20 protein-coding genes are annotated in these 26793 nt (G+C 63.4%); 8 read left to right on the top strand and 12 right to left on the bottom strand.

Going from position 1 to position 26793, the window contains the following annotated elements; all coding sequences use genetic code 11:
• Positions 1–168: 168 nt before the first annotated feature.
• From M5B96_RS02710 to M5B96_RS02700, 3 genes are read left to right on the top strand one after another with little or no spacing between them, the layout of a single operon-like run.
• Entirely contained in the window at positions 169–828 is a 660-nt protein-coding gene (locus tag M5B96_RS02710) for a paraquat-inducible protein A (RefSeq protein WP_248794950.1), read from the top strand.
• A complete protein-coding gene (locus tag M5B96_RS02705; RefSeq protein ID WP_248794949.1) occupies positions 815–1438 on the top strand; it encodes a paraquat-inducible protein A in 624 nt (207 codons plus the stop codon). Before M5B96_RS02710 ends, M5B96_RS02705 begins: the two co-directional genes overlap by 14 nt.
• The gene (locus M5B96_RS02700; protein ID WP_248794948.1) at positions 1431–3734 is read left to right on the top strand and encodes a PqiB family protein; all 2304 of its coding nucleotides are present in this window, start codon (positions 1431–1433) and stop codon (positions 3732–3734) included. The genes M5B96_RS02705 and M5B96_RS02700 overlap by 8 nt, the downstream gene beginning before the upstream one ends.
• 271 nt (positions 3735–4005) lie before the next feature.
• On the opposite strand, the gene mksF is transcribed toward M5B96_RS02700, so the two are convergent.
• From mksF to mksB, 3 genes are read right to left on the bottom strand one after another with little or no spacing between them, the layout of a single operon-like run.
• Positions 4006–6846 carry an Mks condensin complex protein MksF gene (gene mksF, locus M5B96_RS02695; protein WP_248794947.1) on the bottom strand — a complete coding sequence of 947 codons (2841 nt, stop codon included), beginning with the start codon at positions 6844–6846 and terminating at the stop codon, positions 4006–4008.
• Entirely contained in the window at positions 6843–7556 is a 714-nt protein-coding gene (gene mksE / locus M5B96_RS02690; protein ID WP_248794946.1) for an Mks condensin complex protein MksE, read from the bottom strand. The genes mksF and mksE overlap by 4 nt, the downstream gene beginning before the upstream one ends.
• Positions 7546–8826 carry an Mks condensin complex protein MksB gene (gene mksB, locus M5B96_RS02685; protein WP_248794945.1) on the bottom strand — a complete coding sequence of 427 codons (1281 nt, stop codon included), beginning with the start codon at positions 8824–8826 and terminating at the stop codon, positions 7546–7548. Before mksB ends, mksE begins: the two co-directional genes overlap by 11 nt.
• Positions 8827–8993: 167 nt before the next feature.
• On the opposite strand from mksB, the gene M5B96_RS02680 reads away from it, so the two are divergent.
• The 3 genes from M5B96_RS02680 to can all read left to right on the top strand — a co-directional run bounded on the left by M5B96_RS02680 (position 8994) and on the right by can (position 10931).
• Positions 8994–9773 (top strand): energy transducer TonB, encoded by a 780-nt coding sequence (locus M5B96_RS02680; protein WP_248794944.1) that lies wholly within the window; start codon positions 8994–8996, stop codon positions 9771–9773.
• Entirely contained in the window at positions 9766–10218 is a 453-nt protein-coding gene (gene rimI / locus M5B96_RS02675) for a ribosomal protein S18-alanine N-acetyltransferase (RefSeq protein WP_100942348.1), read from the top strand. The genes M5B96_RS02680 and rimI overlap by 8 nt, the downstream gene beginning before the upstream one ends.
• A 68-nt stretch (positions 10219–10286) precedes the next feature.
• Positions 10287–10931: a carbonate dehydratase gene (gene can, locus M5B96_RS02670; protein WP_248794943.1), complete on the top strand. Its 645-nt coding sequence runs from the start codon at positions 10287–10289 to the stop codon at positions 10929–10931.
• A 197-nt stretch (positions 10932–11128) separates the two neighbouring features.
• Here the strand turns inward: can and M5B96_RS02665 are convergent, their stop codons facing one another.
• The 6 genes from M5B96_RS02665 to M5B96_RS02640 form a co-directional block, all read right to left on the bottom strand.
• Positions 11129–12301 carry a hypothetical protein gene (locus M5B96_RS02665; RefSeq protein ID WP_248794942.1) on the bottom strand — a complete coding sequence of 391 codons (1173 nt, stop codon included), beginning with the start codon at positions 12299–12301 and terminating at the stop codon, positions 11129–11131.
• Positions 12302–12439: 138 nt separating this feature from the next.
• A complete protein-coding gene (locus M5B96_RS02660; protein ID WP_248794941.1) occupies positions 12440–14074 on the bottom strand; it encodes a J domain-containing protein in 1635 nt (544 codons plus the stop codon).
• A 13-nt stretch (positions 14075–14087) separates the two neighbouring features.
• Entirely contained in the window at positions 14088–15785 is a 1698-nt protein-coding gene (locus M5B96_RS02655; RefSeq protein WP_248794940.1) for a molecular chaperone HscC, read from the bottom strand.
• Positions 15786–15995: 210 nt separating this feature from the next.
• Complete coding sequence (gene acpA / locus M5B96_RS02650; protein ID WP_248794939.1) at positions 15996–17693, bottom strand: acid phosphatase; 1698 nt, start codon at positions 17691–17693, stop codon at positions 15996–15998.
• 179 nt (positions 17694–17872) lie between these two features.
• Positions 17873–18559 carry an autoinducer binding domain-containing protein gene (locus M5B96_RS02645; RefSeq protein ID WP_248794938.1) on the bottom strand — a complete coding sequence of 229 codons (687 nt, stop codon included), beginning with the start codon at positions 18557–18559 and terminating at the stop codon, positions 17873–17875.
• 290 nt (positions 18560–18849) lie between these two features.
• Entirely contained in the window at positions 18850–20268 is a 1419-nt protein-coding gene (locus M5B96_RS02640) for a short-chain fatty acid transporter (protein WP_248794937.1), read from the bottom strand.
• 258 nt (positions 20269–20526) lie between these two features.
• Between M5B96_RS02640 and M5B96_RS02635 the strand changes: the two genes are divergently transcribed.
• The gene (locus M5B96_RS02635; RefSeq protein WP_248794936.1) at positions 20527–21840 is read left to right on the top strand and encodes an MFS transporter; all 1314 of its coding nucleotides are present in this window, start codon (positions 20527–20529) and stop codon (positions 21838–21840) included.
• A 30-nt stretch (positions 21841–21870) separates the two neighbouring features.
• On the opposite strand, the gene M5B96_RS02630 is transcribed toward M5B96_RS02635, so the two are convergent.
• From M5B96_RS02630 to M5B96_RS02620, 3 genes are read right to left on the bottom strand one after another with little or no spacing between them, the layout of a single operon-like run.
• Positions 21871–22899, bottom strand: coding sequence for an SIS domain-containing protein (locus tag M5B96_RS02630; RefSeq protein ID WP_248794935.1), 1029 nt, complete (start codon positions 22897–22899; stop codon positions 21871–21873).
• Between the two features lie 22 nt (positions 22900–22921).
• Positions 22922–23926 carry an ROK family protein gene (locus M5B96_RS02625; RefSeq protein ID WP_248794934.1) on the bottom strand — a complete coding sequence of 335 codons (1005 nt, stop codon included), beginning with the start codon at positions 23924–23926 and terminating at the stop codon, positions 22922–22924.
• Positions 23904–25340, bottom strand: coding sequence for an APC family permease (locus tag M5B96_RS02620; RefSeq protein WP_248794933.1), 1437 nt, complete (start codon positions 25338–25340; stop codon positions 23904–23906). Before M5B96_RS02620 ends, M5B96_RS02625 begins: the two co-directional genes overlap by 23 nt.
• Positions 25341–25546: 206 nt before the next feature.
• On the opposite strand from M5B96_RS02620, the gene M5B96_RS02615 reads away from it, so the two are divergent.
• Positions 25547–26749 carry an ROK family transcriptional regulator gene (locus M5B96_RS02615; protein WP_248794932.1) on the top strand — a complete coding sequence of 401 codons (1203 nt, stop codon included), beginning with the start codon at positions 25547–25549 and terminating at the stop codon, positions 26747–26749.
• Positions 26750–26793 lie beyond the last annotated feature (44 nt).

The following is a 26793-nucleotide window of genomic DNA, read 5'->3' as shown; positions in this document are numbered from 1 at the left end:
TGGTGGCAGGCCCGGCCTGCTGTAGAGACTGTTCCGCCGCCATCGCCGCCAAGCCGCCAAGCCGGCTCCCATACGAGGATACCGACCCTTTCCTGACAAATTGACAAGGTTATTTTCGAGCCGGAACACTAGAATAGGCACCGTCTTTTACAGAATCTGAGCCCATTTATGCCGGATCCGGTTGACACTTCAACGGTATCGGAACTCCCCCTGGACACGTTGGTGGCCTGCCACGAATGCGACCTGCTGATGCGCAAGCCCCAGCTCGGCCTCGGCGAAAAAGCCCAATGCCCACGCTGCGGCTACGAGCTCTACGCCCATCGGCACAATGTCATCGAACGCAGCCTGGCGCTGGTGCTCGCCGCGCTCCTGTTGTACATCCCGGCGAACTTCTTACCCATCATGCAGCTCAATCTTCTGGGGCGGACTTCCGCCGACACGGTCTGGAGCGGTGTCCTGGGCCTGTACCATACCGGCATGTCCGGCGTCGCCGTGGTGGTGTTCCTGTGCAGCATGGGCATACCCCTGCTCAAGCTGCTCTGCCAGTTGGCCGTGCTGTTGAGCATTCGCTGGGATGTCGGACGCAGCTATGGCTTGTTGCTATACCGCATTTACCACCACCTGCGCGATTGGGGCATGCTCGAGGTCTATCTCATGGGGGTGCTGGTGGCGATTGTCAAACTCGCCGACCTGGCGGAACTGAGCCTCGGCTTGGGCCTGGCCTGCTTTGTCGCGTTGCTGCTGGTCCAAGTGCTGCTGGAGGTGGTCATGTCGCCCCACCAGATCTGGCAGGCCTTATCGGGAGAGGATGAACATGCGGGCGATTGATGCGGGCATTCTGATCTGCACGGAATGCCATGAGTTGAACCGGCAGGAAGCCGACAGCGACGAGCAGGTCTGTACGCGCTGCGGTGCGGCTGTGCACCCACGGCGTCCGAACAGCCTGATACGTACCTGGGCGCTGCTGCTGACCTCGGCGATTCTCTATATCCCGGCCAATATGTTGCCGATCATGACCGTCAGTTCCCTGGGCAAGGGTGATCCCAGTACCATCATGTCCGGTGTCATTACCCTGGTGCAGCACGGCATGTTTCCCATCGCGGCCGTGGTTTTTGTCGCCAGTATCCTGGTACCGACGTTCAAACTGGTGGGCATCGCCCTGTTATTGTTCTCGGTGCAGCGCCACCAGCCGCTGTCGGCCCGGCAGCGGATTATCATGTACCGCTTCATCGAGTTCATTGGCCGCTGGTCAATGCTGGATATCTTCGTGATCGCCATCCTGGTGGCGGTGGTGAACTTTGGCAGAATTGCCAGCGTCGAAGCCAATCTCGGCGCAATAGCCTTTGCCAGCGTGGTGATCTTGACGATGCTTGCCGCAGTAACTTTCGATCCCCGACTCATCTGGGACAACACGGAGTCGGACGACGACCATGAGTGATTTGCCAAAAGCCAAAACCCGTCCGGCCTCGAACTGGTCGGCTATCTGGGTCCTGCCGCTGATAGCCCTGGTTATCGGCGGTTGGCTCGGCTGGCGGGCCTACAACCAGACCGGTATCGAAATCCAGGTGCGCTTTGAAAGTGGCGAGGGCATCCAGGCCAACAAGACCGAGGTTGTCTACAAGGGCATGCCCATCGGCAAGGTCAAGGGCTTGAGCCTGGATGTCGAAGGCTCCAGCAAGGGGGTCGTCGCCAACATCGAGATGAACAAGGACGTCGAATCGTCCCTGCGCACCAATACCCGCTTCTGGCTGGTCAAGCCAAGCGTGACCCTGGCGGGGATTACCGGCCTGGACACCCTGGTGTCCGGCAACTACATCGCGGTCAGCCCCGGCGATGGCGAGCCGGAGCGCAGGTTCAAGGCGTTGAACCAGGAACCGCCGTTATCGGACCTCAAGCCGGGCCTGCACATCACCATCAAGGCCGATCGCCTGGGTTCCCTGAACCGTGGCAGCCCGGTGTTCTACAAGCAGATCCAGGTCGGCCAGATCAAGAGCTATGCGCTGTCGGCGGACCAGAACATGGTCGAGCTCAAGGTCTTTATCGAACCGACCTACGCCAACCTGGTGCGCAAGCACACGCGTTTCTGGAACGCCAGCGGCATCAGCATCGATGCCAACCTGTCCGGGGTGAAGGTGCGCAGCGAGTCCCTGGCCAGCATCGTCGCCGGCGGTATCGCCTTCGCCACGCCGGAGAATCGCAAGGACAGCCCGCCCACCGATCCGAGCCTGCCGTTCCGCCTCTATGAGGACTTCGACGCCGCCCAGGCCGGGATCCGGGTCAAGGTCAAACTCAGCGACTTCGAAGGGTTGCAGGCCGGGCGTACGCCAGTGATGTACAAAGGCATCCAGGTCGGCAGCCTGAAAACCCTGAAGATCGATCCCGACCTGTCCAGCGCCAACGCCGAGTTGACCCTCGATCCGCTGGCTGAGGACTACCTGGTGAGCGGTACCCAGTTCTGGGTGGTCAAGCCGTCGATTTCCCTGGCCGGTATCACCGGGATCGAGGCTCTGGTCAAAGGTAACTACATTGCCATTCGCCCTGGCGACAAAGGCGGTCACCCGCAACGCGAGTTCGAGGCCCGGGCCAAGGCACCGCCCCTGGATCTGCGCTCCCCGGGGCTGCACATGGTGCTCTTTACCGACAACCTGGGTTCCCTGGATGTCGGCAGCCCGGTGCTCTACCGCCAGGTGAAAGTCGGTTCGGTACAGAGCTACCAGTTTTCCCGCACGCGTCAGCAAGTGGTGATCGGCGTCCATATCGAGAAGGAATATGAAAACCTGGTCAACGCCTCGAGCCGTTTCTGGAATGCCAGTGGCATCACCCTCAGCGGTGGCCTCACCGCTGGCATCCAGGTGAAAAGCGAATCGCTGCAAAGCCTGATGGCCGGTGGTATCGCCTTCGAGACCCCGCGGGACAAAGCCCCGCTGCAGAAACGCATTCCGCGTTTCCGCCTGTTCCCCAACCATGACGAGGCGCAGCAGCAAGGCACGCTGATCACCATTCGGGTCGATCGTGCCGACGGCCTGCGCAGTGGCACGCCGATCCGTTTCAAAGGCTTGGACGTGGGCAAGATCGAAAGTGTCGACCTCAGCGATGACCTGCAGTCGGTGCTGCTCTCGGCGCGGATTACCGAGGTGCCGGAGCGTATCGCCCGGGTCGGCAGCCAGTTCTGGGTGGTGAAGCCGGAGCTGGGCCTGATCAAGACCGCCAACCTGGAAACCCTGGTCACCGGGCAGTATCTCGAAGTACAACCGGCGACGAAGAAGCTCGGGGTGCAGAAGGATTTTGTCGCGCTCAAGGAGCCGCCGGATGCGGCGGTGCCACAAGCCGGCTTGAGCCTGACATTGAGCGCGGCGCGACGGGGCTCGCTGAAGAAGGGTGTGCCGGTGACCTACCGCGAGGTGACGGTGGGCAAGGTGACCGGGTATGAGCTGGGGGCCACCGCCGACCGGGTGCTGATCCATATCCTGATCGAACCGCGTTATGCGCCGTTGGTACGCAGTGGCAGCCGGTTCTGGAACACCAGCGGCTTTGGTGTCGACTTCGGCCTGTTCAAGGGCGCGACGGTGCGCACCGAGTCGCTGGAGACCCTGATCCAGGGCGGGATTGCCTTTGCCACGCCGGATGGCGAGCGCATGGGCGTGGCGGCGCGGCCGTTGCAGACCTTCCCGCTGTTCGACAAGTTCGAGGATGAATGGCTGACCTGGGCGCCGAAGATCAGCCTCGGCAAATAGCCGGGAGATTGCGGGTAGACACCAGGCCTGCAGCAAGAGCTTGTGCGGCTAGAGAGTTTGTATGGGCGTGGAGCTTGTGTGGGGGTAGGGCTTGCGTGGGAGCGGAGCTTGCCCGCGAAGCTTTTAGCGGTCTTGAGGGCCCCTTCGCGGCCAAGCTCCGCTCCCACAAGAGTGCAGGCGCGACAAACATCGGTGTTCATCCGTGGGTTGAGTCGCCAAATGAAAAGGCCGCGATCAATGATCGCGGCCTTTTGCTTTCCAGCTTCTGAAGTCAGACCTCGTCCAGCTCCGCTTCCGCCGCTTCGCTCGGCACCCTTGCCCGGACCTCATCGTGCCGGCGGATGTACTTCCAGTCCGCTTCGTCGATATAGATCCCGTTCGGCCCGCTGCCGCCTTCCAGGTCGATGGCCACGTGCGCCGACACCTGCGGCTTGACGCTCGCCAGGATCGGCACGAAGCCCAATTGCAGACTGGTCTCCAGCAGCGCCGCCTGGTTGCGTTCGTCGATGTCCGCGGCCTCGTCGAGGTAGTACGGCAGACGCACGCGCCCGGCCTGGTCGCGGTCCATCAGGTGCAGCAACAGGTACATGTTGGTCAGCGCCTTGATGGTCATGGTGGTGCCGTTGGACGCCGCCCCATCGATATCGGTGTGGATCACTGGCTGGCCGTTGACCTTGGTGATCTCGAACGCCAGCTCGAACAGGTCCTTCAGGCCCAGCTGGTTGTGGTTCGCCGCCACCAGCCGCGCCAGGTATTCCTTGGCTTCTTCGTTCTTGTTGTCCTGATCGGCACTCTGGCTCAGGTCGAATACCGACAGCGTCTCGCCTTCCTCGTACTGGCCGGCACTGTGGATGATCTGGTCGATGTGCTTGAGGGCTTCCTTGTTCGGCGCCAGCACGATGCGGAAGCTTTGCAGGTTGGACACCTGGCGCTTGTTGATCTCGCGGTTGAACAGCGCCAGCTGGTGTTCCAGGCTGTCGTAGTCGCTGCGGATATTGCGCAAGGTCCGGGCGATATCGGTCACTGCCGCGCGGCGCGCCTTGCCCAGGGTCAGGGCTTCGTCGGTACGGTGGTCATAGGCGTTGATCAGCAGTTGCAGACGGCGCTCGATGTCGTCCTCGCTGTCGAACTTGGCCACGCCCTTGAGGCGCACCTGGGCGTAGAGCGCGTCGATCTGCCCGTCGGCCCGCTGCAGGCCCTGCCAGCTGTCCTGGTAGTCGTTGAGCAGCGGTAGCAGGTTGTCCATGGAGTCGTCTATCGGATCCATGAACGGCGTGCCGAACGGCAGGTCGGCCGGCAGCAATTGGCGACGGCGCAGGGCGTCGTCGAGGGTGCGCTGCTTGGCTTCCATGTCGCCGATCTGCCGACCGACCAGTTGCAGCTTGGCCGACAACTGCTGGACACGTTCGGTGAAGGCATCGCTGGAGCGCTTCAGTTCATCCTGCGCGGCTTCCAACTGGGCCAGTTGTTCCAGCTTGTCGCCTTCCTCGGCGCTCAAGGTCTGGGCGCGGCGGAAATCTTCCAGGGCTTTCTGCGCATCCAGCACCTGCTGGTACAGCGCTTCGGTCTGGGTCTTGCTCGCGGCGCGGTCGGCGGCCACGGCCTGCTGGGTTTTCAACTGCTTGAGCTCTTTGTCCAGACGCTCCTTCTGGTCACGCAGCGCGGCGCGATCGGCCAGGGCTTGCAACGCCGGCGGCTCGATATGGGACAGGTCGATGGACAGGCCCGGGACTTCGAAACGCTCGCCCTTGAAGCCGTCGAGGATCAGTTCCATGGACTTGACCCACTGGCCTTCCTCATCCAGGGCAATGCCGTGCTCGCCCAGCGGCAGGCTGAACAGGGCGCTGTTGAACAGACGCATCAGGCGTTCGACATCCTGTTGCGAGAACTCTTCGCGCAGCCGTGCATAGCTGTTGTTGTCGGCGTGATCGAGTTGCTGCTTCACCGACTTCAGGCGTTTTTCCAGGTCGCGCAGGCGCTCTTCCAGGTCCTCGGCGCTGAATTGCCGGGACTGGGCCAGGGCACCGGCGAGTTCGTCGTGGGCATCCTTGGCCGCCAGCAGTTGTTGTTCCAGAACCTTTACATCGTTGACCAGGGCGAAGCGATTCTTGAGCACCGAGAGCTCGCCGAGCCAACGTTGCAGGTCGCTGATTTCCCGTTCCAGGCGCATCAGCTCCTGGGTGCTGCTGCGCTGGTCGTTCTGCAGGGCGTCCTGTTCATTGCGGTAGTGCTCGGACTGGATCAGCAGCTCTTCCTTGCGCGCCCCGGCGTAGTCCGACCAGGTGCCGAGCAACGAGTCGAGCAGTGGCGAGATCCGGTGCAGCTTGCCGCGCAGCACATCGCGCTGGCGCACCCCCGCGGCCAGCGCCTCGACCAGGGGCCCGGCGGCGACCATGGCGTTGTAGTCCTGCTCCATGCGCCGCACATCGCGGAAGGCTTCCTCGCAGGCAGCGATATAGTCGACGCTGCCGGAACGCAGGCTGTGCTCGAAGGCATCGAGGAACAGCTGCTTGAGCTTGGCGGCGGTGATCTCGCGCATGTGCAGCAGGTTGATGAACAGCGCGCGGAAGGTCTTCAGGCTCTGTTCGCTGGTGGAGCGCAGCGGGATCAGCGTCAGGTCCAGGGGGATCGAGGTGTGACCGCCGACCAGCAGCCGGCGCAGTTCATCGGGCTTGAGCTCGTAGGCCTTGAGGCCGTTGCGCTCCAGATTGTTGAACAGCTCCTTCTGGCGCAGGCAGGTGTCGTCTTTCTGGTAGTGCGCCAGGTCCAGGCGTCCGGCGTAGGCGAAGAACTGGTGGCCGAAACCACCGCCCGGGCCGCGTCCGACCACGCCGATCACATGCGGGCCGTGGGGCAGGGCGACTTCGACGAGGATGTAGCTGGTGTCGGTGGCGAAATAGAAGCGCCGCGACTGTTCCAGGCTGTACTTGCCGAAGCTCATGTCCGACATGCGCGCCAGGATCGGGAACTGCAAGGCGTTGATCGAGGCCGATTTACCCAGGTTGTTCGCGCCGTAGACCGACAGCGGATGTTCCAGGGGAAACAGGCCGAGGCTGTAGCCGGCGGTGTTCAGCAGGGCGAAGCGGCGAATACCGTAGCGTTCCTGGCTCATGCGTCCATCTCCTGTTGCTCGGCGGCAATGGCCCGGGCCAGCGCGTCTTCTTCACTTTCTTCAGGGGCCTCGACGAATTCGCTGAGGTCCAGCGGGTCATCGGTTTCCAGCAGTTTTTCGTCGCTGTCGTCATCCACCAGCACCGGCGTCGGCAACGGCAGCACGCTGTGCAGGCTGGCGGCCATGTCGCGGTCCTGCTGGACCGACAGGCAGACGTCGAGAAAGCGGTGCATCGGCGGCAGGAAGCGGAACAGGCCGGGCTCCTCGAGGGCGAAGCCGAGCTGGGTCATGCGGCGCATGATCTTCTCTTCCAGCTCCTCCTGGGTGGTGACTTCGGCCTGGACGAACAGGTCGCGGTATTTCTCCAGCAGCGACGGCAGTTCGTCGCGGCCGAGGCTGCCGCCGTCGAGCACGGCGACCGGGTCACGGCCCTGGTCGGCCAGGTGCTCGACCAGGATGAAGGTAAACAGCGCCAGGCGCTGGGCGGTCTTGTTGACCTGGGCGGCGGCGTTGTCCGGGACGAAGTAGTAGAAGCCACGGGTGTCGCAGACCAGTTCGAAGCCCAGGGCCTTGAACAGGGTGCGGTACTGGTCCTGGCAGTTGGACAGTTGGGCGTACAGCTCCGGGTCGCGGCGGCTGACGTGGTAACCCTTGAACAGCTCGCGGAAGATCGGCGCCAGCTGGGTCAGTTCGGAAAGATCAAGATGCATGAGGTGTGCTCGCGGAATTCTCGCCGGCTTCTTCGACACGCGAGAGCAGGGCGAAGGAGCGCAGGCTGACCTGGTGCTCCTGGGTGTGGTAGTCGCGGCGTTCGAGGCGCTCGCGCTGGAAACGTTTTTCCCGCGACAGGCGCGAGAACCAGTAGAGCAGTTCATCGGTGGCGCCGTCCGGCTCCTGCTCCAGCAGCCAGCTCATCAGGTCCGGCATCGGCAGGGCGTCGCTGCAGCGTTCGAGCATTTCCTTGACCGTGCGCGGGGCGCGTGGCGACTCGCCGCCCTTGGACGACTTGTGTGCCTTGGGGAAACGCGATGGCTTGGCTTCGAAGCGAGCCAGGGCGTAGACATAGGCCTCGACCTGGCCGGAGCTGCCGAGAAAGGTGCTTTGCGGCCGGCTGAACATCGGCATCGCCGCTTGCGGCACGGCGTCCAGGCCTTTGCGACGGATCACCGAGAGGGCCAGGGCGGCGCCACGGGTCACGGCGTTGTGCCGGCGCGCTTCTTCGCGCAGCGGCAGCAGCAGTTCGCGGGCATGACGCAGGGTCAACTGGGCGCTGGTCTGCATTTCGAGGATCCGCGCGTGGGTGCGCAGCAGCATGTCGTCGTCCACCAGGTGGCCGAGGCGTTGCTGCTCGCTGAGCATGCGCAACAGCACGTTCTCGACCTTGCGCACGCCCTGTTCGAAGGCGCCGTCGGCGTTCACCAGCTGGATCATCGGCTCGACATATTCGTCCCAGGTCGCCAGGACCTCGGCGTAACGCTGGCGCAACGGGATCTGCCGGTCGCTGGTCTTGGCCCGTTCGGCGACGGCGACCAGGGCCTGTTCGTCGTTGGCGAGCTTTTTCAGGACATCGCGCACGCGCATGTCGAGCAGGCGCAACTGGCGCGCCAGGTCGTTGCCGTCGCGGATGTCGAAGGCGTCCTGGATATACCCGGCCAGGCGCTCGAGGTGGCGCAGGTAGGCTTCGATCTCCAGGCACAGGCCCAGGCGGTGTTCGCGCCGCAGGTAAGCGAGGAAGTCGTGGATCTGGGCGTTGAGCTCGAAACGGTTCGGGCTTTTCGCCACGGGCACCAGGATGTCGAGGCGAATCCACACGTCCAGCAGGCTGGTGATGTCCTGGGGCGTGCTGTCCAACTGCTGGGCAGCCAGTTGCTGGCGCAGTTCACCGAGGCTCAGGGTGCCTTGGTCGAAGTGTTCGCACAGAGGCTCCAGAAGGGCCCAGTGCTCGGCGAGGGCGCGCAAGACGCGCTTGGGTTCGATCATGGGGGAGGCCGGCTGGTTGGCAAATTAAAAGCAGCGATTGTACTGCATGCCGCGTCCGATTTATCCCCAGCTGATCAGAGGCTTGGCGTTCTTGCGATCAACTGCGGGCGATCTTCGCCGAAGGGCGGTAGAATCCCTGCTTCAACTTATCCACAGATGGCCGACCTTTGCTTATCGAGTCCCGCCGCCGCGCTTATCTGACCGCCATGCAGGTGGTCCATTGGCTGCCCCGCGCCGAACTGCCGTTCGCCGCGCTGTCGCGGCCGGAATTGTTTGTCGAGCTGGAGCCGTTGGTCGAGGCCCCGACGGCCGTGGCCGAAGCGCGCCCAGCCGCGGAGCCTGTGGCCAGGCCCGCCGAGCGGGCGAAGATCGAAGTGCCGCGGCCCTCGCCGATCCAACGCGCCGAAAGCAAGCCTGCGGTTGTCGCCGAAGAGGCGCCGGCCCCGGTCAAGGCGGTTCAAGTGCCGCCGCCGCGTTTCGCCCTGCAATTGTTGCGCGCCGGGCGTTGCCTGGTGCTGGTGGAGTTGCCCACGGGCGAAGCGTTCCAGAGCCGTGATCCGGCCTACCTGTTGCTCAAGGACATGCTGCGTGCCGCTGGGCTGCCGGATAGCCCGCAGATCGTCGGCGAGCCGGTACGCTGGCCGCTGCTGGTGCGTGGCAATCTCGACCAGGGCCCGGATGCGGCGCGGGACTTTGTCCAGGGCTTTGTCCAGGCCCGTCGGGAAGAGGGCGAGTGCGCCTGCCTGTGGCTGATCGGCTTGCCGGCGGTGCGTTTTGCCGGTGAGGCCAATGCCGAATCGTACAACCGTGAACTGCAGGTCGAAGGCCTGGGCTCGGCCTGGGCGCTGCCCGGTCTGGAATTATTGATGGATGAGCCACAGCGCAAGGCTGATACCTGGCAAGCCATGCGCCGGCTGATGGCGCGCTGGAAAAGTAACGATGAGTGATGCGGTTAGTTTTCGCCCGATGACCGAGGCGGACCTGGATGCGGTCCTGAAGATCGAATACGCGGCATTCAGCCATCCCTGGACCCGCGGGATTTTCCTCGATGGCCTGGGCAAGTATCAGATCTGGCTGATGTTCGAAGGCAGCCAGCAGGTCGGGCATGGCGTGGTGCAGATCATTCTCGATGAGGCGCACCTGCTCAATATCACGGTCAAGCCGGAAAGCCAGGGCCGTGGCCTGGGCTTGCGCCTGCTCGAACACCTGATGTCGCGAGCCCACGCGGCCGAGGCCCGGGAATGTTTCCTCGAGGTGCGCGACAGCAATCGTGCGGCCTTCCGCCTGTATGAGCGCTATGGTTTCAATGAAGTCGGGCGTCGTCGCGATTACTACCCGGCGGTGGGCGGACGTGAAGACGCGGTGGTGATGGCGTGTACGCTGGTTGACTGAAGATTTCCCACGTGACCCCAACCCGGGGTCGGGTGTCATAGCTTCGGACTATCTTGAGGCGGCAGAACATGAACGAACTACAGGATCTGATTGATAACAACGAGCGCTGGGCTGCTGCGATCAAGGAAGAAGACCCGGAGTTCTTCGCCAAGCTCGCTCGCCAGCAAACCCCGGAGTTCCTCTGGATCGGCTGCTCCGATGCACGGGTTCCGGCCAACGAGATCGTCGGCATGCTGCCGGGTGATCTGTTCGTGCACCGTAACGTCGCCAACGTGGTGCTGCACACCGACCTCAATTGCCTGTCGGTGATCCAGTACGCGGTGGATGTGCTCAAGGTCAAGCATATCCTGGTCACCGGCCACTACGGCTGTGGCGGGGTACGGGCCTCGATGCAGGATCGCCAGCTGGGCCTGATCGATGGCTGGCTGCGTTCGATTCGCGACCTGTACTACGAGCACCGTGAAGTGCTGGCGCAGTTGCCCACTGAGGAAGAGCGGGTCGACCGCTTGTGCGAGCTGAACGTGATCCAGCAGGTGGCCAACGTCGGTCATACCACCATTGTGCAGAACGCCTGGCATCGTGGGCAGAGCCTGTCGATCCACGGCTGCATCTACGGGATCAAGGATGGGCGCTGGAAGAGTCTGAACGCTACCATCAGCGGCATCGAACAGTTGCCGCCGCAGTACCGCTTGCGGCCGGTGGAGGCGCCCTGAAGTCCTGCTGACAGCGCAAGCCTTGTCGGAACGCCGATTTCTTAAGAGGTGCATCGCTTGAACCGATGCTTTCGCGGGCAAGCCCTGCTGCTACAGTTTTTGTGTCGTATACAAAGTTAGTGAACGACGTTGGACTGTAGGAGCAGGGCTTGTCGGATCGCCGCACCGCCGCGAATAGGCCCTTGAGCCTTGCGCGGTCAGATGACCGGCATCGCCGTCACTGGCGCCGGCGCCGGTTTCTTCAACTGGTTGAGCTGCGTCTTGATCTCCGTGGTCGAGCATTTCTTCTCGGCATCGGCTTGCGACAGTTTGCGTATCGATTCATAGAACAGCACGCAGGTTTTCTGCGTGTTGGTCACCTGCCAGTTGTCGGTACAGCTTTTCAGCTGCGCCGCCGGATCGCTGTCCGGTTTCTGGCCCATGCCGGCCTGCCAGCAAGCGGCGCTCAAGTCCTGTCCCATCACCTTCAAGCCCGCCGCATCGGCTTTCGCCTGGTCGCCGCCATAGCTGGCCGGATCTGCCGCGTACCAGATGTAGCTCGGGTGGTTGGAGCCCAATACCGGTACTATCGTCCCCGCTGTCGGGCGGATGAGACCCAGCTGTAGCACACCGACGTCCGCGCCATATTGCTGCTTGATCCAGTTCCGCACCGGTGCACCGAAGGCCACCATCGGTAACGCCTTGCCCTTGGCGGTGATGCTGACTTCCTTGACCATGGTGGTCTGGTAGTCGGTGAAGTAGCTGTAGACGGTTTCCAGGGTGCTGCCGGCGTTGGACGGCGCGGCAATCGGGGCGATGTCGATGATGGTTTGGTAACCCGGCGTCTGATCCTTGGGGATGCCGTTGTCGGTCAGCAGCTCGGCCCAGCGGTCGGTGGTGGCCGACTCCAGGTAGTCCTGGGCCTGGGTCAACGAGTAATCCGGCGGGAAATGCAGCAGTTCGACACTCTTGCGGTTGTCCAAGGCCAGGCCCAGCGGCAGGAACAGGTACCAGTTGTAGGCCCATTTACCGTCGACATTCAGCTTGGAGGCGCCTTTGTAGGCCAGTTCGCCGGCGTCGAGCAGTTGCGCCAGCGGTTTGTCATAACCGTTCGGCACGCCGCTGAAGTGGGCATAGAGTTGGCCGGCGTCGGCTTTCACCGTCACCTTGGCGTTGGGGTAGCCATCACGCTTCACGCTCTGGTTCAGATAGTGCTCGGCGGTCTGTTCCAGGGTCCAGGGGCGAAAGCAGATGACGCTGCAATTGTTGGGGTAGGCGAAGAGTTGGGTGACGCGTTCCCGGCTACCCAGTTTCATTTCGACATCGGCGTGGGCGAGGGTACTCAGGGTGAGTGCGGCTAAGGTACTCGTCAATACAGCGATTTTTGACATGCTCAGATCCTTTTCAGCGTTGGCCATCGGGTGAAGTGACTGCTCATACTGCGGCAGGTGGTATTTTCCCGTTATGGGGAAACTGTGATTTTTCTTGTACTTGATATCCCTGACCCAGCGTAGGCATTCCCCCGGACTTTATCGCCTGCTGCCTGCGGTCAGCGGATAGCCGGGGACCACCAGCAGGCAAGTGACGGTGATGCACAACATCAGCAGGAAGAATCCCAACTGCAGGGGGCTCCACTGGGTGACGTGCAGGATGGCCTGCCCGGGGTGTCGCCAGATCGAGTCGGGGCGTTCGCAACGCGGGCGTTTGTTGTCGAACAGGCCGATGGCGCCGATGCCGATGAATGTCGCCATGCCCAGGCCACCCGACCAGGCCAGGAACAGCAGCGCAATCAACACCTGCGGCAGACCATGGCGAATGACCAGCCAATGCCGGGTCGGGTTGATGCGTTTGGGCAACAGATGCTGGCTCAGCCACAAATCGATCGTCATCAGATGCCAGCACATGGGTTGCCAAAAACGCATCGCGTAGACGCCGATAATCACCGGGACCAGGCCGGTCAGCAGTGACGTCATCAGACTAGTCCATAACGTGCCCTTGGCTTGCCAGGCTTGCCATGAGGGCAGCGTTGACAGCGTCACCGCCAGCGAGCAGCCGGCCCATAACCATCGCCAGCTGGAGGGTGGCACGGAGCGCGGCAGGAACTGGCGCCAAAAAAAGACGTCGCGATTTGGCAGGCGTTCGATAAGTTCCGGATACCTGTGGGCAAGTTGATCGGAAAGATCCTGGCAGGCCTGCCAATGATTCTGGGTAAAGTTCTTGAATTCCCGGCCCTGTTGCCAGAGAGACAGGGGTGTCAGCAGCAGGAAGGCGGCTTTTTGCGCGGGTCCCCCGTTGAAATGGTTCAAGGCCCTGGTTTGCAGTTCCTGATAGAAAGCTTCGCGTTCGCAGCGTCTGTTCAGTGATTGCCAGACCCAGAGTGGCTCGGGGGTCACCCCGGTCTTGTCGTCCCAGCCGAATGCCTGACAAACCCGCTCGAACAGTGGCAGGCTCCATTGGGTCTCGTTCAGCAACTGCAGCACAATCCGTTGCCATTCCTGGCTGCGGTCGAAGATCTTCATCCAGGGCTGTTGCAGGTAGCCTTTCAGCTGCTGGAGGAACGGGCGTTCCTGCCCGGCTTCGAGCAGATCCTGCAGGCTCTGTCGATACTCCTGCAGCAAGCCGGTGGACAAGGCTTCAATTTGCCAGGGGGTCATTCCCACGGTTTGCCAGGGCGTCAACCATTCCAGGTGTTGAACGGCCCAGGCGGCGATTGGGCTGCGCAATCCCGGTTGTTCGAAACACAGCCGCAGCAACGCCTGTTGGAACGCGTCGGCGCATTGTTGTTGCCGGGCTTGCTGCCAACGCTCGGGCAGGTTTTGTTCGGTGAGATCGGCCAGCAGGGCCGGAACCGGATCATCGCGGACCGGGGCTGCCGCTCCCGTGCCCGGTGGCTGGATCTCCGCGGGCCGGGACCATTCGTACTGTCGCGGGTGTTCCAGCGGTTCGGCGGCCAAGCTGCTCACCGGCAGGTGCTGCACTTCTGCCGTGGCGGATTCGTCCCGCCAGCGGGCGATCTCCAGTGCGTTTTCATAAGCCTCGCGCAGGCGTTGAAAGCCTTCGGCATCTTCATCCGGGCGATTGCTTTTCAGCAGTCGCGCGTAGCTACGCTTGATGCTGCGCTCATCGGCGTCTTCCGGCAGTTGCAACAGTGTCCAGCAATTCATCCCGCGACTCCTGTCAGTGCCAGATACCGTTGTCCAGTTTATCCAGCTGTTCGAGCAACTCCTGGCGGGCCTCGCGAATACGTCGTTCGTCCTGGCTGTCCAGCACCTGCTGGAATTGTCCGGCCCATCGGCCAATCTGCTCGCGCAACTCGCCCAGGCTTTCCTGGTAGAGACGTTCCAGGCGCGCGGTCAAGACCGTGTTCACCTGTTGGTCGCGTGGGTGCACTTTGAGTAGGGCCAAGGCCTGCAAGCGCTGCTCGATCTCTTCCGGCAAGAGCACGCCGGGGTTGTTCTCGATGATCAGCGAGTGTTGTTCGCTGGTCAGTGGAATATTGACCTGGGCCTCGAGCAGGCCGTTGTTGTCGTAGGTGAAGCGCACATCCAGCGCGACCTCGCCGGCCTTGCGCTTGGGCACCGCTATTTCCAGTTGGCCAAGAAAGACGTTGTCACGGACCAGGCGGCTTTCTCCCTGGTAGATTTTCAGCAGGACCACGGCCTGGTTGTCTTGCAGGGTACACACGCGCTTGACTCGGCTGACCGGTACGATGCTGTTGCGCTCGATGATGGGCAGGTAGTGCCCGCTGTCGATCTGCTGGCCGAACTGATGGGAGGTTTCGATGCCGAGTGTGTAGGAACAGACGTCGGTCAGTACCACTTCTTCCAGTGCGGCGGCGCGCGCCTTCAGGGCGGCCTGAACCGCGGCGCCGTGGGCCACGACTTCGTCCGGATTGAGGCTGATGGACGGGAAGCGACCAAAGAGGCCGGCGGCGAGCTTGCGCACCAGTGGCATGCGCGTGGTGCCGCCCACCAGGAGGATTTCGTCCAGGTCGTTGACCCGGATCCGGGCATCGCGCAACGCCCGTTCGATAGGGCCGCGCAGGCGTTCCAGCAGCGGTGCGTAGAGTTCGGCCAATTGTTGTTGGGTAATGCTCCGGCTCCATTGCCGGCCGTCGACACGCAGGCAGAACTCGGCGCTGGCATCCTGGCCCAACGCCTTGCGTACACGCTCGGCTTCGCGCCGCAGTGCCTGGCTGACGCTTGCCGGGGCGGGGAAGTCCGCGGCCCCGCGTTGACTGTCGATAAAGTAATCGAGCAAGACGCTATCGAAATCCTCGCCGCCGAGGAAGTTGTCGCCGGCGCTGGCGCGGACCTCCATGACCCCATCGAAGAGTTCAAGGATCGACACGTCGAACGTGCCGCCGCCGAGGTCGAAGACGAGGAACGAGGTCTCCTTGTCGCGTTGGTGCAGGCCATAGGCGAGGGCGGCGGCGGTGGGTTCGTTGATCAGCTTTTCGACTTTCAGGCCCGCCAGCTCGCCGGCGATACGGGTGGCCTTGCGCTGGGCATCGCTGAAGTAGGCCGGGACGCTGATCACGGCTTCGTGCACGGTTTTGCCGTAGGCACGTTCGACGTCTTCCTTGAGGCTTTTGAGCACCAGGGCGGACAGTTCCTCGGGGCGGAAAAGGCGATCGCCCAGGCGTACTTCCTGGGCGCTGCCCATATGGCGCTTGAACAGTGAGGTGGTGCTCTGGGAGTGGGTATGCAGCCGCTCTTTCGCCGCCTGCCCGACCAGTACCCGACCTTCATCGTCCAGGCCGACCACGCTGGGTGTGAGAAACTGGCCGAGGGCATTGGGTACCAACTCGCTGGCATCTCCACGCCAGACGGCAACGAGGCTGTTGGTGGTCCCCAGGTCAATCCCTACGATCATTACGACGAACTCCCTTTTCGCTCGGTAAAATTCTGAAACAGAATACTATCGGGCAAGGATATTACCGGAGTGCGGAGGGGGTAAAGCGGATAGTGGCTCTAGGCTATTGTTTGAGCGCCGTCGGGCATGACGGCAACTGCGGGAGCCTGGCTCCCGCAGGGCGGGGCGAGAGGAGCATGGGCCAGCCATCGACTCCTCTGAGTGCCGGTCTCAGACCGTAAAGCGCAAGGCGTTGGTCAGATCCCCCATCGGCTTCTGGCCACGGCCGACCATCGCCTCATCGCGCTGCTTGAGACCGTCGAGTTTCTCCAGTTGGAACACCCGGGTGATCAAGCGCAGGATCGAAGCGGTGTCATACACCGTGTGATCCACCGTGCCCTTGCGGGCGAAGGGTGAAACCACCAGGGCTGGAACCCGTGTGCCCGGGCCCCAGCGATCGCCTTGCGGCGGTGCCACGTGGTCCCACCAGCCGCCGTTTTCGTCGACGGTCACCACCACCACCATGTTTTTCCATTGCGGGCTTTCGCGCAGCACTTTCAACACGCGGTCGATATGCCGGTCACCGGACGCTATGTCGGCGTAACCGGCGTGCATGTTCAGGTTGCCCTGGGGTTTATAGAAGGTCACCGCTGGCAGCTTGCCGGCCTGGGCATCGGCGAGGAACTTGTTGCTGCTCGACTCGTCACCCAGCCCGCCATCGCGCAGGCGCTTGGCGCGCTCGCCGGGGTTTTCCGGCCCCTGCTGCTTGAAGTAGTTGAACGGCTGATGGTGGTACTGGAAGTTCGGGATCTTCGGAATGCCGCCCGAGTCCTTGAACTGGTCCAGGGTGACCTGCCAGGCGCCGGCGTACCAGGCCCAGTCGATGTTCTTCTTCGACAGCTTGTCGCCGATGTGTTCGTGGACCTGGGGCACCAGCACCGTGGGCAAGCCCGGCTTGGCATAGTCCGGATGTTCCGGGTCGCGGATCCAGGTCGGCCAGTAGGGCGGGGCCATGGTGTTGACCGCGTAGCCATCCGGCGTCAGTGCGCTGGGGCCGAACTGCGGCGCGCCGGTCATGGCGCTGGCCGGGGATTTGTCCAACGGCTTCAAGCGCGTGTCGAGCGGGTTGTCGCTTTGCAGGGTGGCGATCTGCGGCTTGGCCACCGAGTTGGCGGCATCCGGGTAGAAGGGCACGGCCGCGCTGATAAGGTATTGGTGATTGAGGAACGAACCGCCGAAGGCGCCCTGGAAGAAGTTGTCGCAGAGCACGAACTCCTTGGCCACGTCCCACAGGCGCAGCGAGTAGCGGTTCTGGGCGTAGTGGCCCATGGTCAGGCCACCGGAGTCGGCCCAGGCGACGAACTGGTCATTCTTGCCGCCGTTGATCTGCATCTGGTTCTGGTAGAACACGTGCCACAGGTCGCGGGTGACCAGGCTCAGGGGCAGGTCCTCGCCGCTCGGGCCCTTGAGGGCGTACGGCGCGTTGGGCAGGTTCTGCTGGAACTGGGTTTCCGCCGGATAGGTCACGCCGTCGACGGTTTGCGGGCCAAGCTGCAGGACACCGCCCCAGGCCGGCGGCAGGCTCTGCAGCAGGCTGCCATCGCGATCGCGTTGCTGGTAGTCCGCGGGCGCGAGGGCCGACAAGGGTTTCTCGAGGCCGGGGAAGTCGGCGAACAGGTTGTTGAAGCTGCGGTTCTCGGCGTAGATCACCACCACGGTTTTCACCTGGTCGCGCAACGCCTTGTCCAGCTCGGCGCCCGACAACTCGCGGCTGTCCGGCTTGTCGGGCGCGCTCGGGGAACCGCAGGCGGTCAGCGTCGCACCAACACCCAGCACCGCCACGCCACCGAGAAAGCGGCGACGGCTGGTGTCAGTGGGGTTATCGGTTTCGGGCGCTTGCGACTGGTCGAGGTCTTTCTCGTCACTCATCCTGGGTTCCTGCTGGCTGGGTTTGACGTATCAAAATATTTCGCATCGCAACTTAGCAATGCAATATGACGGAACGGCGACAGATCCTTTCCGCCGCCGGGCAGTATGCCTATTGTCGAGGGGATGGGGCAGGGATTGCGTTACGGAATTTTGCCGAGGTGTGAGTTTTTCCAGGAGGCTTACAGGGCCCCGGACTGAATCGCCGCGACCATTGCCGCGACTTTGTTGGTGGTGCCGGTCTTGGTGATCGCGTTGGCGATATGGAAGTTCACGGTGCGCACGTTGAGCTCGAGCAAGCGGGCGATTTCCGGTGCCGTCTTGCCTGCGCCCGACCACTTCAACACCTCGACTTCCCGAGGCGACAGCAGGTGCGCGGGCGTGCTGACCAGGTCGCGGGTGGCCGCCGAATGCAGGACGTTGCACAGCCACAGGATCGGTCCGGCGTGGTGGTAGAACTCATGGCGATCGATTTCCCCCTCGGAACGGGCGACGCACAGGATGCTCTGGTGACCCTGAACGTGCTGCACCGCCTGGGACCAGCCATGGCGTATGCCAAACGATTGTTTCTTCTTCCAGAACGCGGGGGTCTTGGCAAACATCTCCGGCGACCAGAACACCGGCAGGTGCGAATGTCGGACCCGGGTCAGCACCGGGTCGATTTCGCGGAGATTCAGGTCTTGATAGTGCTGGTTCCATTCCTCGGGATAGTTGTTCGTTATCCAGGGTTCGGCCCCGTGACTCAGTCTGACATAGCGGTAGTAGGGATAGCCCAGTTGCCTGACCAGGCCGGGCAGGAGTTCGAGCAGTTCCTGCTCGTCCTGCGTTGAACCCAGAAGCCGCAGTTGCTCTTCTTTCCAATGGTCCATGATTTGTCCACCTTGACACACGACGGGTGGGGCAGGGCACGCTCGGAAAAAAGCAGTGGTACGATCGTGCCGGTTTGTCCGGACAGACTAATACATGAGGTAATCGTTAACTCGGGGAATTTGCGTTCTTGCAGGCTTGTTCAGCATTAATTCAGCATTGTGACCATTAGCGTCGTCGTTTTTAAGCTTGCGCGTCCCTGGCTGGTTTTCAGGTCGCGGTGTGTAGCAAGAGCGCTGGCAACCAGCGCCCTTGAATCCGCTTGGGTGTTCAACCCGAACGCACGGGCAGGCTACGGCATTACCGGCCCGTTGTACGCCAGGGTGGTCCCCAGTGCCCAGAGCAGGAACAGTACCAATGGCGCATGCACCAGCAACTGTACGAAGGAGAAACCGATCAGGTCCCGCGCCTTCAACCCCAGCACGCCCAGCAGCGGCAACATGTAGAAAGGGTTGATCAGGTTCGGCAGCGCCTCGGCGGCGTTGTAGATCTGCACTGCCCAGCCCAGGTGGTATTTCAGGTCATTGGCCACCTGCATCACATAGGGCGCCTCGATGATCCATTTGCCGCCACCGGAAGGAATGAAGAAACCGAGCACCGCCGAGTACACCCCCATCAGCAACGCGTAGGTGTCGTGGGAGGCGATCTGGGTAAAGAAGGTCGAGATGTGATGGGCCAGGGTCAGCGCGTCGCCGCCCTTGACGGTGGTCATCAGCGCCGCGATGGAACCGTACAACGGGAACTGGATCAGTACGCCGGTGGTGGTTGGCACCGCCCGGGCCACGGCGTCGAGGAAGCTGCGCGGGCGCCAGTGCAGCAGCGCGCCGACCATCAGGAACAGGAAGTTGTAGGTGTTCAGGCCGGAAATGGCGCTGATCGCCGGTTTGCTCGAGAACTCATGGAACAGCCAGCCGGCGGCCAGCAGGGCCAGCAGGATGGTCAGCAGCGGGCTGTATTCCAGCCATTCGCCGGGGCGTGTGCGGGTGCTCAGGGGCGGCAGGTTGAAGCTCGGATCGACGCCGCAGGCCTTGGCATCCCGGGCCGAGTCGGGACCCGGTGCGGTGGCGTAGGCGATCACCAGCGAGACCACGATCAGCGCCAGCAGGAGCACGCCGGACTGCCAGAGGAAGATGGTCTGGGTGAACGGGATCACCCCGGTGATCGACAGGATCGACGGCGGCAGGCTGGCCGGGTTGGCCTGCAACTGCGCGGCGGACGAGGACAGCCCGAGGGCCCAGACGGCGCCCAGGCCCAGGTAGGCCGCGGCACCGGCGGCGCGGTAGTCCATGCGCAGGTCCGTGCGGCGCGCCAGGGCGCGGACCAGCAAGCCGCCGAAGACCAGGGACAGGCCCCAGTTCAGTAGCGAGGCGACCATGGAAATCAGCGCGACCCAGGCCACCGCCGAGCGGCCGTTCTTCGGGATCCGGGCCAGACGGTCGATCAGCTTCACCGCCGGGGGTGAACTGGCGACCACATAACCACCGATCACCACGAAGGCCATCTGCATGGTGAAGGGGATCAGGCTCCAGAAACCGTCGCCGAAGGCCATCGCCGCTTCACTCGGCTTGGCGCCGATGGCCAGGGTGGCCAGGGCCACGACTATCACCGCCAGTGCGGCAAACACCCAGGAGTCGGGAAACCAGCGCTCGGCCCAGTTCGAGCAGCGCAGGGCAAAGCGGGCGTAGCGGCTGGTTTCGATGTCAGCGGCCATTGGAAGGTCCTCTTGTTCTTGATTTTATTGGGGCGCCGCAGGCGCGGCGATGGGGGCGCAACGTGCGGGCAGGTGCCCACGATAAATCAATCCCGGGGCATTTTCCGATTCTCGTTAATAGCAGAGTGATATTGCTTCTCCGGCGGCCATTGGCGAGGTCGGCCCAATGCCTTTGGCAAACTCAGGTATCCTCCGATTTTTTGCAACGGCTGACGAACCGGCCGATGCTGTAGCCGAATACGTTGCCAGGGTATTTTCATGACTGCCGATCAGATTCCATACGCCCGTCGTTTTGCCCGGTCCGACTACAAGACCCTGGGCCTGGCGGCGTTGGGCGGTGCGCTGGAAATCTACGACTTCATCATTTTCATGTTCTTCGCCCTGACCCTCAGCGAGTTGTTCTTTCCCCCGCAAATGCCCGAATGGTTGCGCTTGCTGCAAAGCTTCGGGATTTTCGTCACCGGTTATCTGGCGCGCCCGCTGGGCGGCATCCTGATGGCGCACTTCGCCGACCGCCTGGGGCGCAAGCGGGTCTTCAGCCTGAGCATCCTGATGATGGCCCTGCCGTGCCTGCTGATCGGGATCATGCCGACCTATGCCCAGATCGGTTACTGGGCGCCATTGCTGCTGTTGCTGCTGCGGGTGTTGCAAGGCGCGGCCGTGGGCGGCGAGGTACCGAGCGCCTGGGTCTTTGTCGCCGAGCACGCGCCGCCCGGGCACCGCGGTTATGCCCTGGGGGTGTTGCAGGCCGGGCTGACCTTCGGCTATCTGCTGGGTGCCTTGATCGCGACCGCCCTGGCGCGGATCTACAGCCCTGGTGAAATCCTCGATTTCGCCTGGCGTTTTCCGTTCCTGCTGGGCGGGGTGTTCGGCGTGATCGGGGTCTGGTTGCGCCGCTGGCTCAGTGAAACCCCGGTGTTCATGGCCCTGCAGGCACGGCGTGAAGCCGGCGAGGAGGTGCCGCTGCAGGCGGTCCTGCGCACTCACCGGCGGGCGATCCTGCCGGCGATGTTGCTGACCTGTGTGCTGACCTCGGCGGTGGTGGTGCTGGTGGTGGTCACCCCGACCGTGATGCAGAAAGTCTTCGGCATGAGTGCCAGTCATACCTTCGCCTTGAGCAGCCTGGGGATCGTCTTCCTGAACATTGGCTGCGTGCTGGCGGGCCTGTTGGTCGACCGGATCGGTGCCTGGCGCGCGGTGTTGTTCTACAGCGCCATGCTGCCGCTTGGCATCGCGCTGCTCTACAGCTGCCTGATCCATGGCGCGGACTGGGTTGGCCTGGCCTATGCCCTGGCGGGCTTGGCCTGTGGCGTGGTGGGGGCGGTGCCTTCGGTGATGGTGGGGTTGTTCCCGGCGCGCATCCGCGTCTCCGGTATTTCCTTTACCTACAATATCGCCTATGCACTCTGGGCCAGCACCACACCGCTGTTGCTGATCGGCCTTATGCCCTGGAGTCCGTGGGTCTGCGTCGGTTATTGCGCGCTGATGGGCGGCGTCGGGGTGCTGATCGCGTTGTACTTCGGTCCGCGTGCAGCCGCGACGGCCGAGACTTCGAGTGTTCGCGGCTGCTGAGTCGCACCCGTCCTTGGCGGCTTTGCGCAGTCAGTGCGTCTCGGTCACCTTCTTGAGGAACCGTGGCTGGTCGGGATTGCGACCACGCAGTTCGGCCAGTTTGGCCGCCATCAGGTAAAAGCCCTGGATCATGCTGAACGGCTCCAGCAATGGGTGGGCCGTCGGCACGCTGCTCAGGTTCGCGCCGGGCGTGCCCCGTGGCGCGACCAGCAAGACCTGGGCGCCACGCTGGCGCATATCCTCGGCGAACGCCAGGGTGCCGGCCTGCTCGGGCCCGGACGGGGCGAAGAGCAGGACCGGATAACCGGCCTCGATGATCTCCATTGGCCCGTGGCGAACCTCGGCGCTGGAAAAGGCTTCGGCCTGGATCCCCGAGGTTTCCTTGAGTTTCAGTGCCGCCTCCTGGGCGATGGGCAGCGCCGGGCCGCGTCCGATCACCACCATTTTCTCGACCGGGCGCAAGACCTCGAGGGCCAGCGACCAGTCCTCGTCCACCGCCCGCGCCAGGGCGGCGGGCAAGCCTTGCAGGGCGACACCAAGGCCATGGTCCTGCCCCAGCCTGGCGCTCAGCGCCGCCACGGTCTGCACCCCGGCCATCAGCATGGCGACATAGCTTTTGGTCGCGGCCACGCTCTGTTCCAGCCCGGCCGGCAACAGCACTTCGGCATCACTGGCGGCGGCCAACGGCGACCCGGCGGTATTGACGAACGCCGCCACGCGGGCGCCCAGTTGTTTCAGGTAGTTCACGCTGGCGATCAGGTCCGGGCTCTTGCCCGATTGCGACAGCGCGGCGACCCAGCACTGCTTCAGGCGCAGCGGCGGCTGTTGCAGGCTCACCAGCGACAGCGGAATCGACAGCCAGGGAATTCCGACCTGGCTCATCATCGCGTAGCCGAAGTAGGCGGCCGCGTGATCGGAGCTGCCGCGGGCGACGCTGATGATCAACTCTGGCAGCGCGCTGGCCAACTGTTCGCCGAGGGCGGCGATGGCGTGGTCATCGTCGAGCATGCGCTGCACGACCGCGGGTATCGACAAGGTTTCCTGGAGCATCAGTGACATAACGTAAATACCTGGATGTCCGTCAGCCGCGTGGGCTGTCGGGTACGCAAAGAAGATCGCCGGGAATGAAGCTCAGGCCGGCGGCGTCCATGGCCATGCTCAAGGCGCCCCACAGTGGCGCGTCATGGGTAAAGTGGGCGGCGACAATCTCCGGGGGAAAAGGCACCACCTGGCCGATCAGTTGTTTCAGCGCCGGCGCCAGGGTCGAGGCCTGGTGAAACAGCCCGCCACCGATGGCAATGCGCTCGACGTCGAGGGCCACGGCGAGGTTGCTGACCTGCACCGCCATGCCGGCGATGCGCCGTTCCAGTGCCTGGCGAACCGTCAGGTCATCGCTGGCAAACAGATCCAGGGCCCGCTGGCCATGGCCGAGCATTTCCGTGGCCAGGCGGGTCAGCGCGGCGCCCGAGAAAAACTCTTCCAGTGGCGCGGCGCCTTGCGCGTGGGTGCGCCACAGCCCGGGGTACATCGGATCGAGAAAGGGCTCCAGCATGTAGCCGATTTCCATGGCCGCGCCGTTCTGTCCGCGTATCAAGCGACCATTGGCGATGGCCGCCGCCGCCAGGCCGGTGCCCAGGTTGAGGTAGATGGCGTTGTCGATCCCCGCCAGCGCACCCCAGCGGGCCTCGGCCAGGGCGCCGGCCTTGACGTCGTTGTCGAGCAGCACGGCCTGGGTGTCCAGGCCTTCGCCCAACAGCGCCGGCAGGTCGAGGTCTTCGAAACCCGGGGTGTTCGGCGCCATCAGCAAGCGGCGCCCGCGCACCACCCCGGGGAACACCGCGGCCACGCTGGCCACCCGCGAGGCGCCGAAGTCGGCGATGCAGGCACGTGCCGCCGCGAGGATGCGCTCGAGGGCCGGCACGCCACGGACGCCGTCGGCATGGGTGGTCAGCTTGCGGGTGCTCAAGTGCTGGCTGAGCGGGTCGTAGCAGGCGACCTGGGTCTTGGTGCCGCCGACGTCGATCGCCAGCAGCACGCCTTGGTTGGGCGCGGTGGCGCCCGGGTTATTCCGCGGTTCGTACGTCATGGGTATCGCTTGTCTTGTTGAAGGGCCAGAGTTGTTGCACCCGCGCCCAGAACAGATAGGCCACGCAACCGGCCGCGACCCACACCAGCGACCACTGGATCGGGTAGGCGCCAGGGGCGTTGTGGTTGGACGCCAGGTAAATGTAGACCCAGCCGAGCAGGGCGATCACCGCCGGCACCGGGTACAGCCACATGGTGTAGGGACGGCTCAGGTGCGGCTTGGTCTTGCGCAGCACGAACAGCGAAATGATCTGCGCCACCGACTGCACCAGGATCATCACCGTGGTCAGCAACTGGATCAGGGTGGTGAGGTCGGTCAGGCGCCCGATCATGAAGCCGCCGGAGGTCAGCACGCCCATGCTCAGGATGCCGTAGACCGGGAAATCGTGCTTGGGGTGGGTGACGCTGAAGGCGTTGAAGAACACCTTGTCCTTCGCCGCCTCGAACGGCACCCGCGATCCACCGAGCAGGCCGGCGAACACCGAGGCCACGGCGGTGATCAGGATCAGCACGGTGACCACCGCCGCGGCGCTGTCGCCCCAGGTTTCACTGAGCAGCACCGAGGCCACCGAGTTGTAGGCCGCCGACTTCTGATCGAGCATGCGGTGCCAGTCCACCACGCCGAGCACGCCGACCTGCATCAGCAGATAGATCACCAGCATGCCGAGCACCGACCAGACGATCGACTTGGGAATCACCCGGCCCGGTTGTTCGACTTCCCCGGCCAGGTAGGCCGAGGTGTTGTAGCCCAGGTAGTCGTAGATACCGATGGTCAGGCCACCGGCCATGCCGAGCCAGAAACTGCTGTCGCCGAGGTTGAACGCGCCTTCGGGAAAGCTGAAGGCCAACTCCGGATGGAAGTGCGAAAAGGCCGCGGCGATCAGTGCCGCGATGCTCACCAGCATGATCAGCCAGAGCACGATGCTCAGGCGCGCGATGGATTCGATCTTGCGCCAGAGCAGCACGATGATCAGCCAGATCAGCACCAGGCCGATGAGATTGCCGGTGGTCTGGCTCATGTCCGGCCAGAACCAGGTCAGGTACTGCACGAAACCGATGATCCCGGTGGACATGATCAGCGGGATGAACAGCATCGCGGTCCACACGAACAGGAACGGCAGCAGCTTGCCGGTGCGTTTGCCGAAGGCCTCGCGCAGGTACACGTAGGTGCCGCCGGCACCCGGCAACGAGGCGCCGAGCTCGGCCCAGACCAGGCCGTCGCACAGGGCCAGCAGCGCGCCGAGGATCCAACCCAGGTAAGCCTGTGGGCCGCCCATGATGACGATCATGGTGGGAATGGTGATGAACGGGCCGACGCCGCACATCTGGCTCATGTTGATCGCCGTGGCGGGAAACAGGCCGATCTTGCGTTTGCTGCCGGACGAACGTTGCCCGGGGGGATTGGAGCTGCTCATGGTGTGACGTCCTCTTGCGCGAGTGACAGAAAGTGACGGGCAGGTAGCGAAGGTGCTGCGTGCCGGCGACGCCTTGCATCGACTCGGTATCGTTATTGTTATGGGTTCTGGACGCCTGGGACCGCGGCGACCTGGGCAATAGAAAAGCACGTCACGAGTATTAATTCAACTTGATTTAATTAATTGGCAGCGCCGATCATCCGCCCATGAAAAGTCTCCAGAACACCCGCACGGTGACCACCGGCACCAACGCTGAACACGCCCGCCTGCACAACCGCCGGGTGATCCTCGAAGCCATTCGCCTGGGCGGACGCCTGACTCGCGCCGACCTGACGCGGCTGACCTCGCTGACCGCGCAGACGGTGTCGAACATCGTTGCCGAACTGGAGCAGGAGGGGATGCTCCTGGTGCATGCGGCCGAGAAGATCGGTCGTGGCCAGCCACCCGTACCGTTGTCGATCAACCCCGACGGGGGTTACGCCCTCGGTTTTCATGTGGCGCAGCACTCGATCATCGGCGTGATGCTCGACCTGCTGGGCAATACCCGCGCCCAGGTCACCCTGGCGGTGAACTACCCCAGCTTCGATCAGGCCTTGCCGCTGATTCTCGAGACGGTAACGGCGTTTCGCCGGCAGTTGCCCCGCGGCCGCTTCCTCGGCGTCGGCGTGGCCTTGCCGGGACCGTTCAGTGTCGAGGGCATGACCGCGGTGGGGCCGACGGCGATGTCCGGCTGGGACGAAGCCGATATTGCCCTGCGCCTGCAACAGGCCGTCGGGCTGCCGGTGCTTCTGGAAAACGATGCCACGGCGGCGACCATGGGCGAGCGCCTGCACGGTATTGCCAGCGACCTGCAGCACTTCGTCCACCTGTTTATCGGCAGCGGCCTGGGGGCCGGTTTGTACCTGGGTAATCGCCTGTATTCCGGGCACTGGCACAACGCCGGGGAAATCGGCCACATGACTGTGGTCCCTGGCGGCAAGGCCTGTCATTGCGGTAACCACGGTTGCCTGGAGCGCTACATCTCCATCGCCGCGCTGCTCGAACATCTGGGCCAGCGTGCCGACCAGGACATCAGTGCCTGGGACATGCGCGAGCCGCGTTTTACCGCCGGTGTCCAGGCCTGGCTCGACGAGGCGGTGCCGGCCCTGCGCCAGGCGATCAACATCCTCGAGTCGCTGCTCGATCCGCAGACCATCCTGATCAGCGGTTTTTTGCCGGCGGCGATCCTCGGCCGGCTGGTGGACAGCCTGGAGCCGTTGAGCCGCTCCATCAGCAGTCGTGGTGACCGGGAATATCCACGTCTGCAACTCGGCACCGCCGGACCCGATGCGGTGGCGCTGGGGGCGGCGGCCTTGATGATCCTGGCGGAGATCAGCCCGGATTACGAGGCATTGCTCAAGCCGGAATAAGCGCACGGTCAGGGGCAGTGCGCTGCCTGGCCGCGTGGTGGGAG

This window comes from Pseudomonas sp. MWU13-2105 (genome assembly GCF_023242315.1).
Taxonomy (GTDB): Bacteria; Pseudomonadota; Gammaproteobacteria; order Pseudomonadales; family Pseudomonadaceae; genus Aquipseudomonas.
The sequence above is the reverse complement of the archived record's forward strand: the minus strand, read 5'-3'. Positions and strand labels throughout refer to the sequence as shown.

Coding starts and splice junctions, on each gene's coding strand:
- M5B96_RS02710 (WP_248794950.1), top strand. CDS start 169: ATGCCGGATCCGGTTGACACTTCAACGGTATCGGAACTCCCCCTGGAC.
- M5B96_RS02705 (WP_248794949.1), top strand. CDS start 815: ATGCGGGCGATTGATGCGGGCATTCTGATCTGCACGGAATGCCATGAG.
- M5B96_RS02700 (WP_248794948.1), top strand. CDS start 1,431: ATGAGTGATTTGCCAAAAGCCAAAACCCGTCCGGCCTCGAACTGGTCG.
- mksF (WP_248794947.1), bottom strand. CDS start 6,846: ATGAGCCAGGAACGCTACGGTATTCGCCGCTTCGCCCTGCTGAACACC.
- mksE (WP_248794946.1), bottom strand. CDS start 7,556: ATGCATCTTGATCTTTCCGAACTGACCCAGCTGGCGCCGATCTTCCGC.
- mksB (WP_248794945.1), bottom strand. CDS start 8,826: ATGATCGAACCCAAGCGCGTCTTGCGCGCCCTCGCCGAGCACTGGGCC.
- rimI (WP_100942348.1), top strand. CDS start 9,766: ATGAGTGATGCGGTTAGTTTTCGCCCGATGACCGAGGCGGACCTGGAT.
- can (WP_248794943.1), top strand. CDS start 10,287: ATGAACGAACTACAGGATCTGATTGATAACAACGAGCGCTGGGCTGCT.
- M5B96_RS02665 (WP_248794942.1), bottom strand. CDS start 12,301: ATGTCAAAAATCGCTGTATTGACGAGTACCTTAGCCGCACTCACCCTG.
- M5B96_RS02660 (WP_248794941.1), bottom strand. CDS start 14,074: ATGAATTGCTGGACACTGTTGCAACTGCCGGAAGACGCCGATGAGCGC.
- M5B96_RS02655 (WP_248794940.1), bottom strand. CDS start 15,785: ATGATCGTAGGGATTGACCTGGGGACCACCAACAGCCTCGTTGCCGTC.
- acpA (WP_248794939.1), bottom strand. CDS start 17,693: ATGAGTGACGAGAAAGACCTCGACCAGTCGCAAGCGCCCGAAACCGAT.
- M5B96_RS02645 (WP_248794938.1), bottom strand. CDS start 18,559: ATGGACCATTGGAAAGAAGAGCAACTGCGGCTTCTGGGTTCAACGCAG.
- M5B96_RS02640 (WP_248794937.1), bottom strand. CDS start 20,268: ATGGCCGCTGACATCGAAACCAGCCGCTACGCCCGCTTTGCCCTGCGC.
- M5B96_RS02635 (WP_248794936.1), top strand. CDS start 20,527: ATGACTGCCGATCAGATTCCATACGCCCGTCGTTTTGCCCGGTCCGAC.
- M5B96_RS02630 (WP_248794935.1), bottom strand. CDS start 22,899: ATGTCACTGATGCTCCAGGAAACCTTGTCGATACCCGCGGTCGTGCAG.
- M5B96_RS02625 (WP_248794934.1), bottom strand. CDS start 23,926: ATGACGTACGAACCGCGGAATAACCCGGGCGCCACCGCGCCCAACCAA.
- M5B96_RS02620 (WP_248794933.1), bottom strand. CDS start 25,340: ATGAGCAGCTCCAATCCCCCCGGGCAACGTTCGTCCGGCAGCAAACGC.
- M5B96_RS02615 (WP_248794932.1), top strand. CDS start 25,547: ATGAAAAGTCTCCAGAACACCCGCACGGTGACCACCGGCACCAACGCT.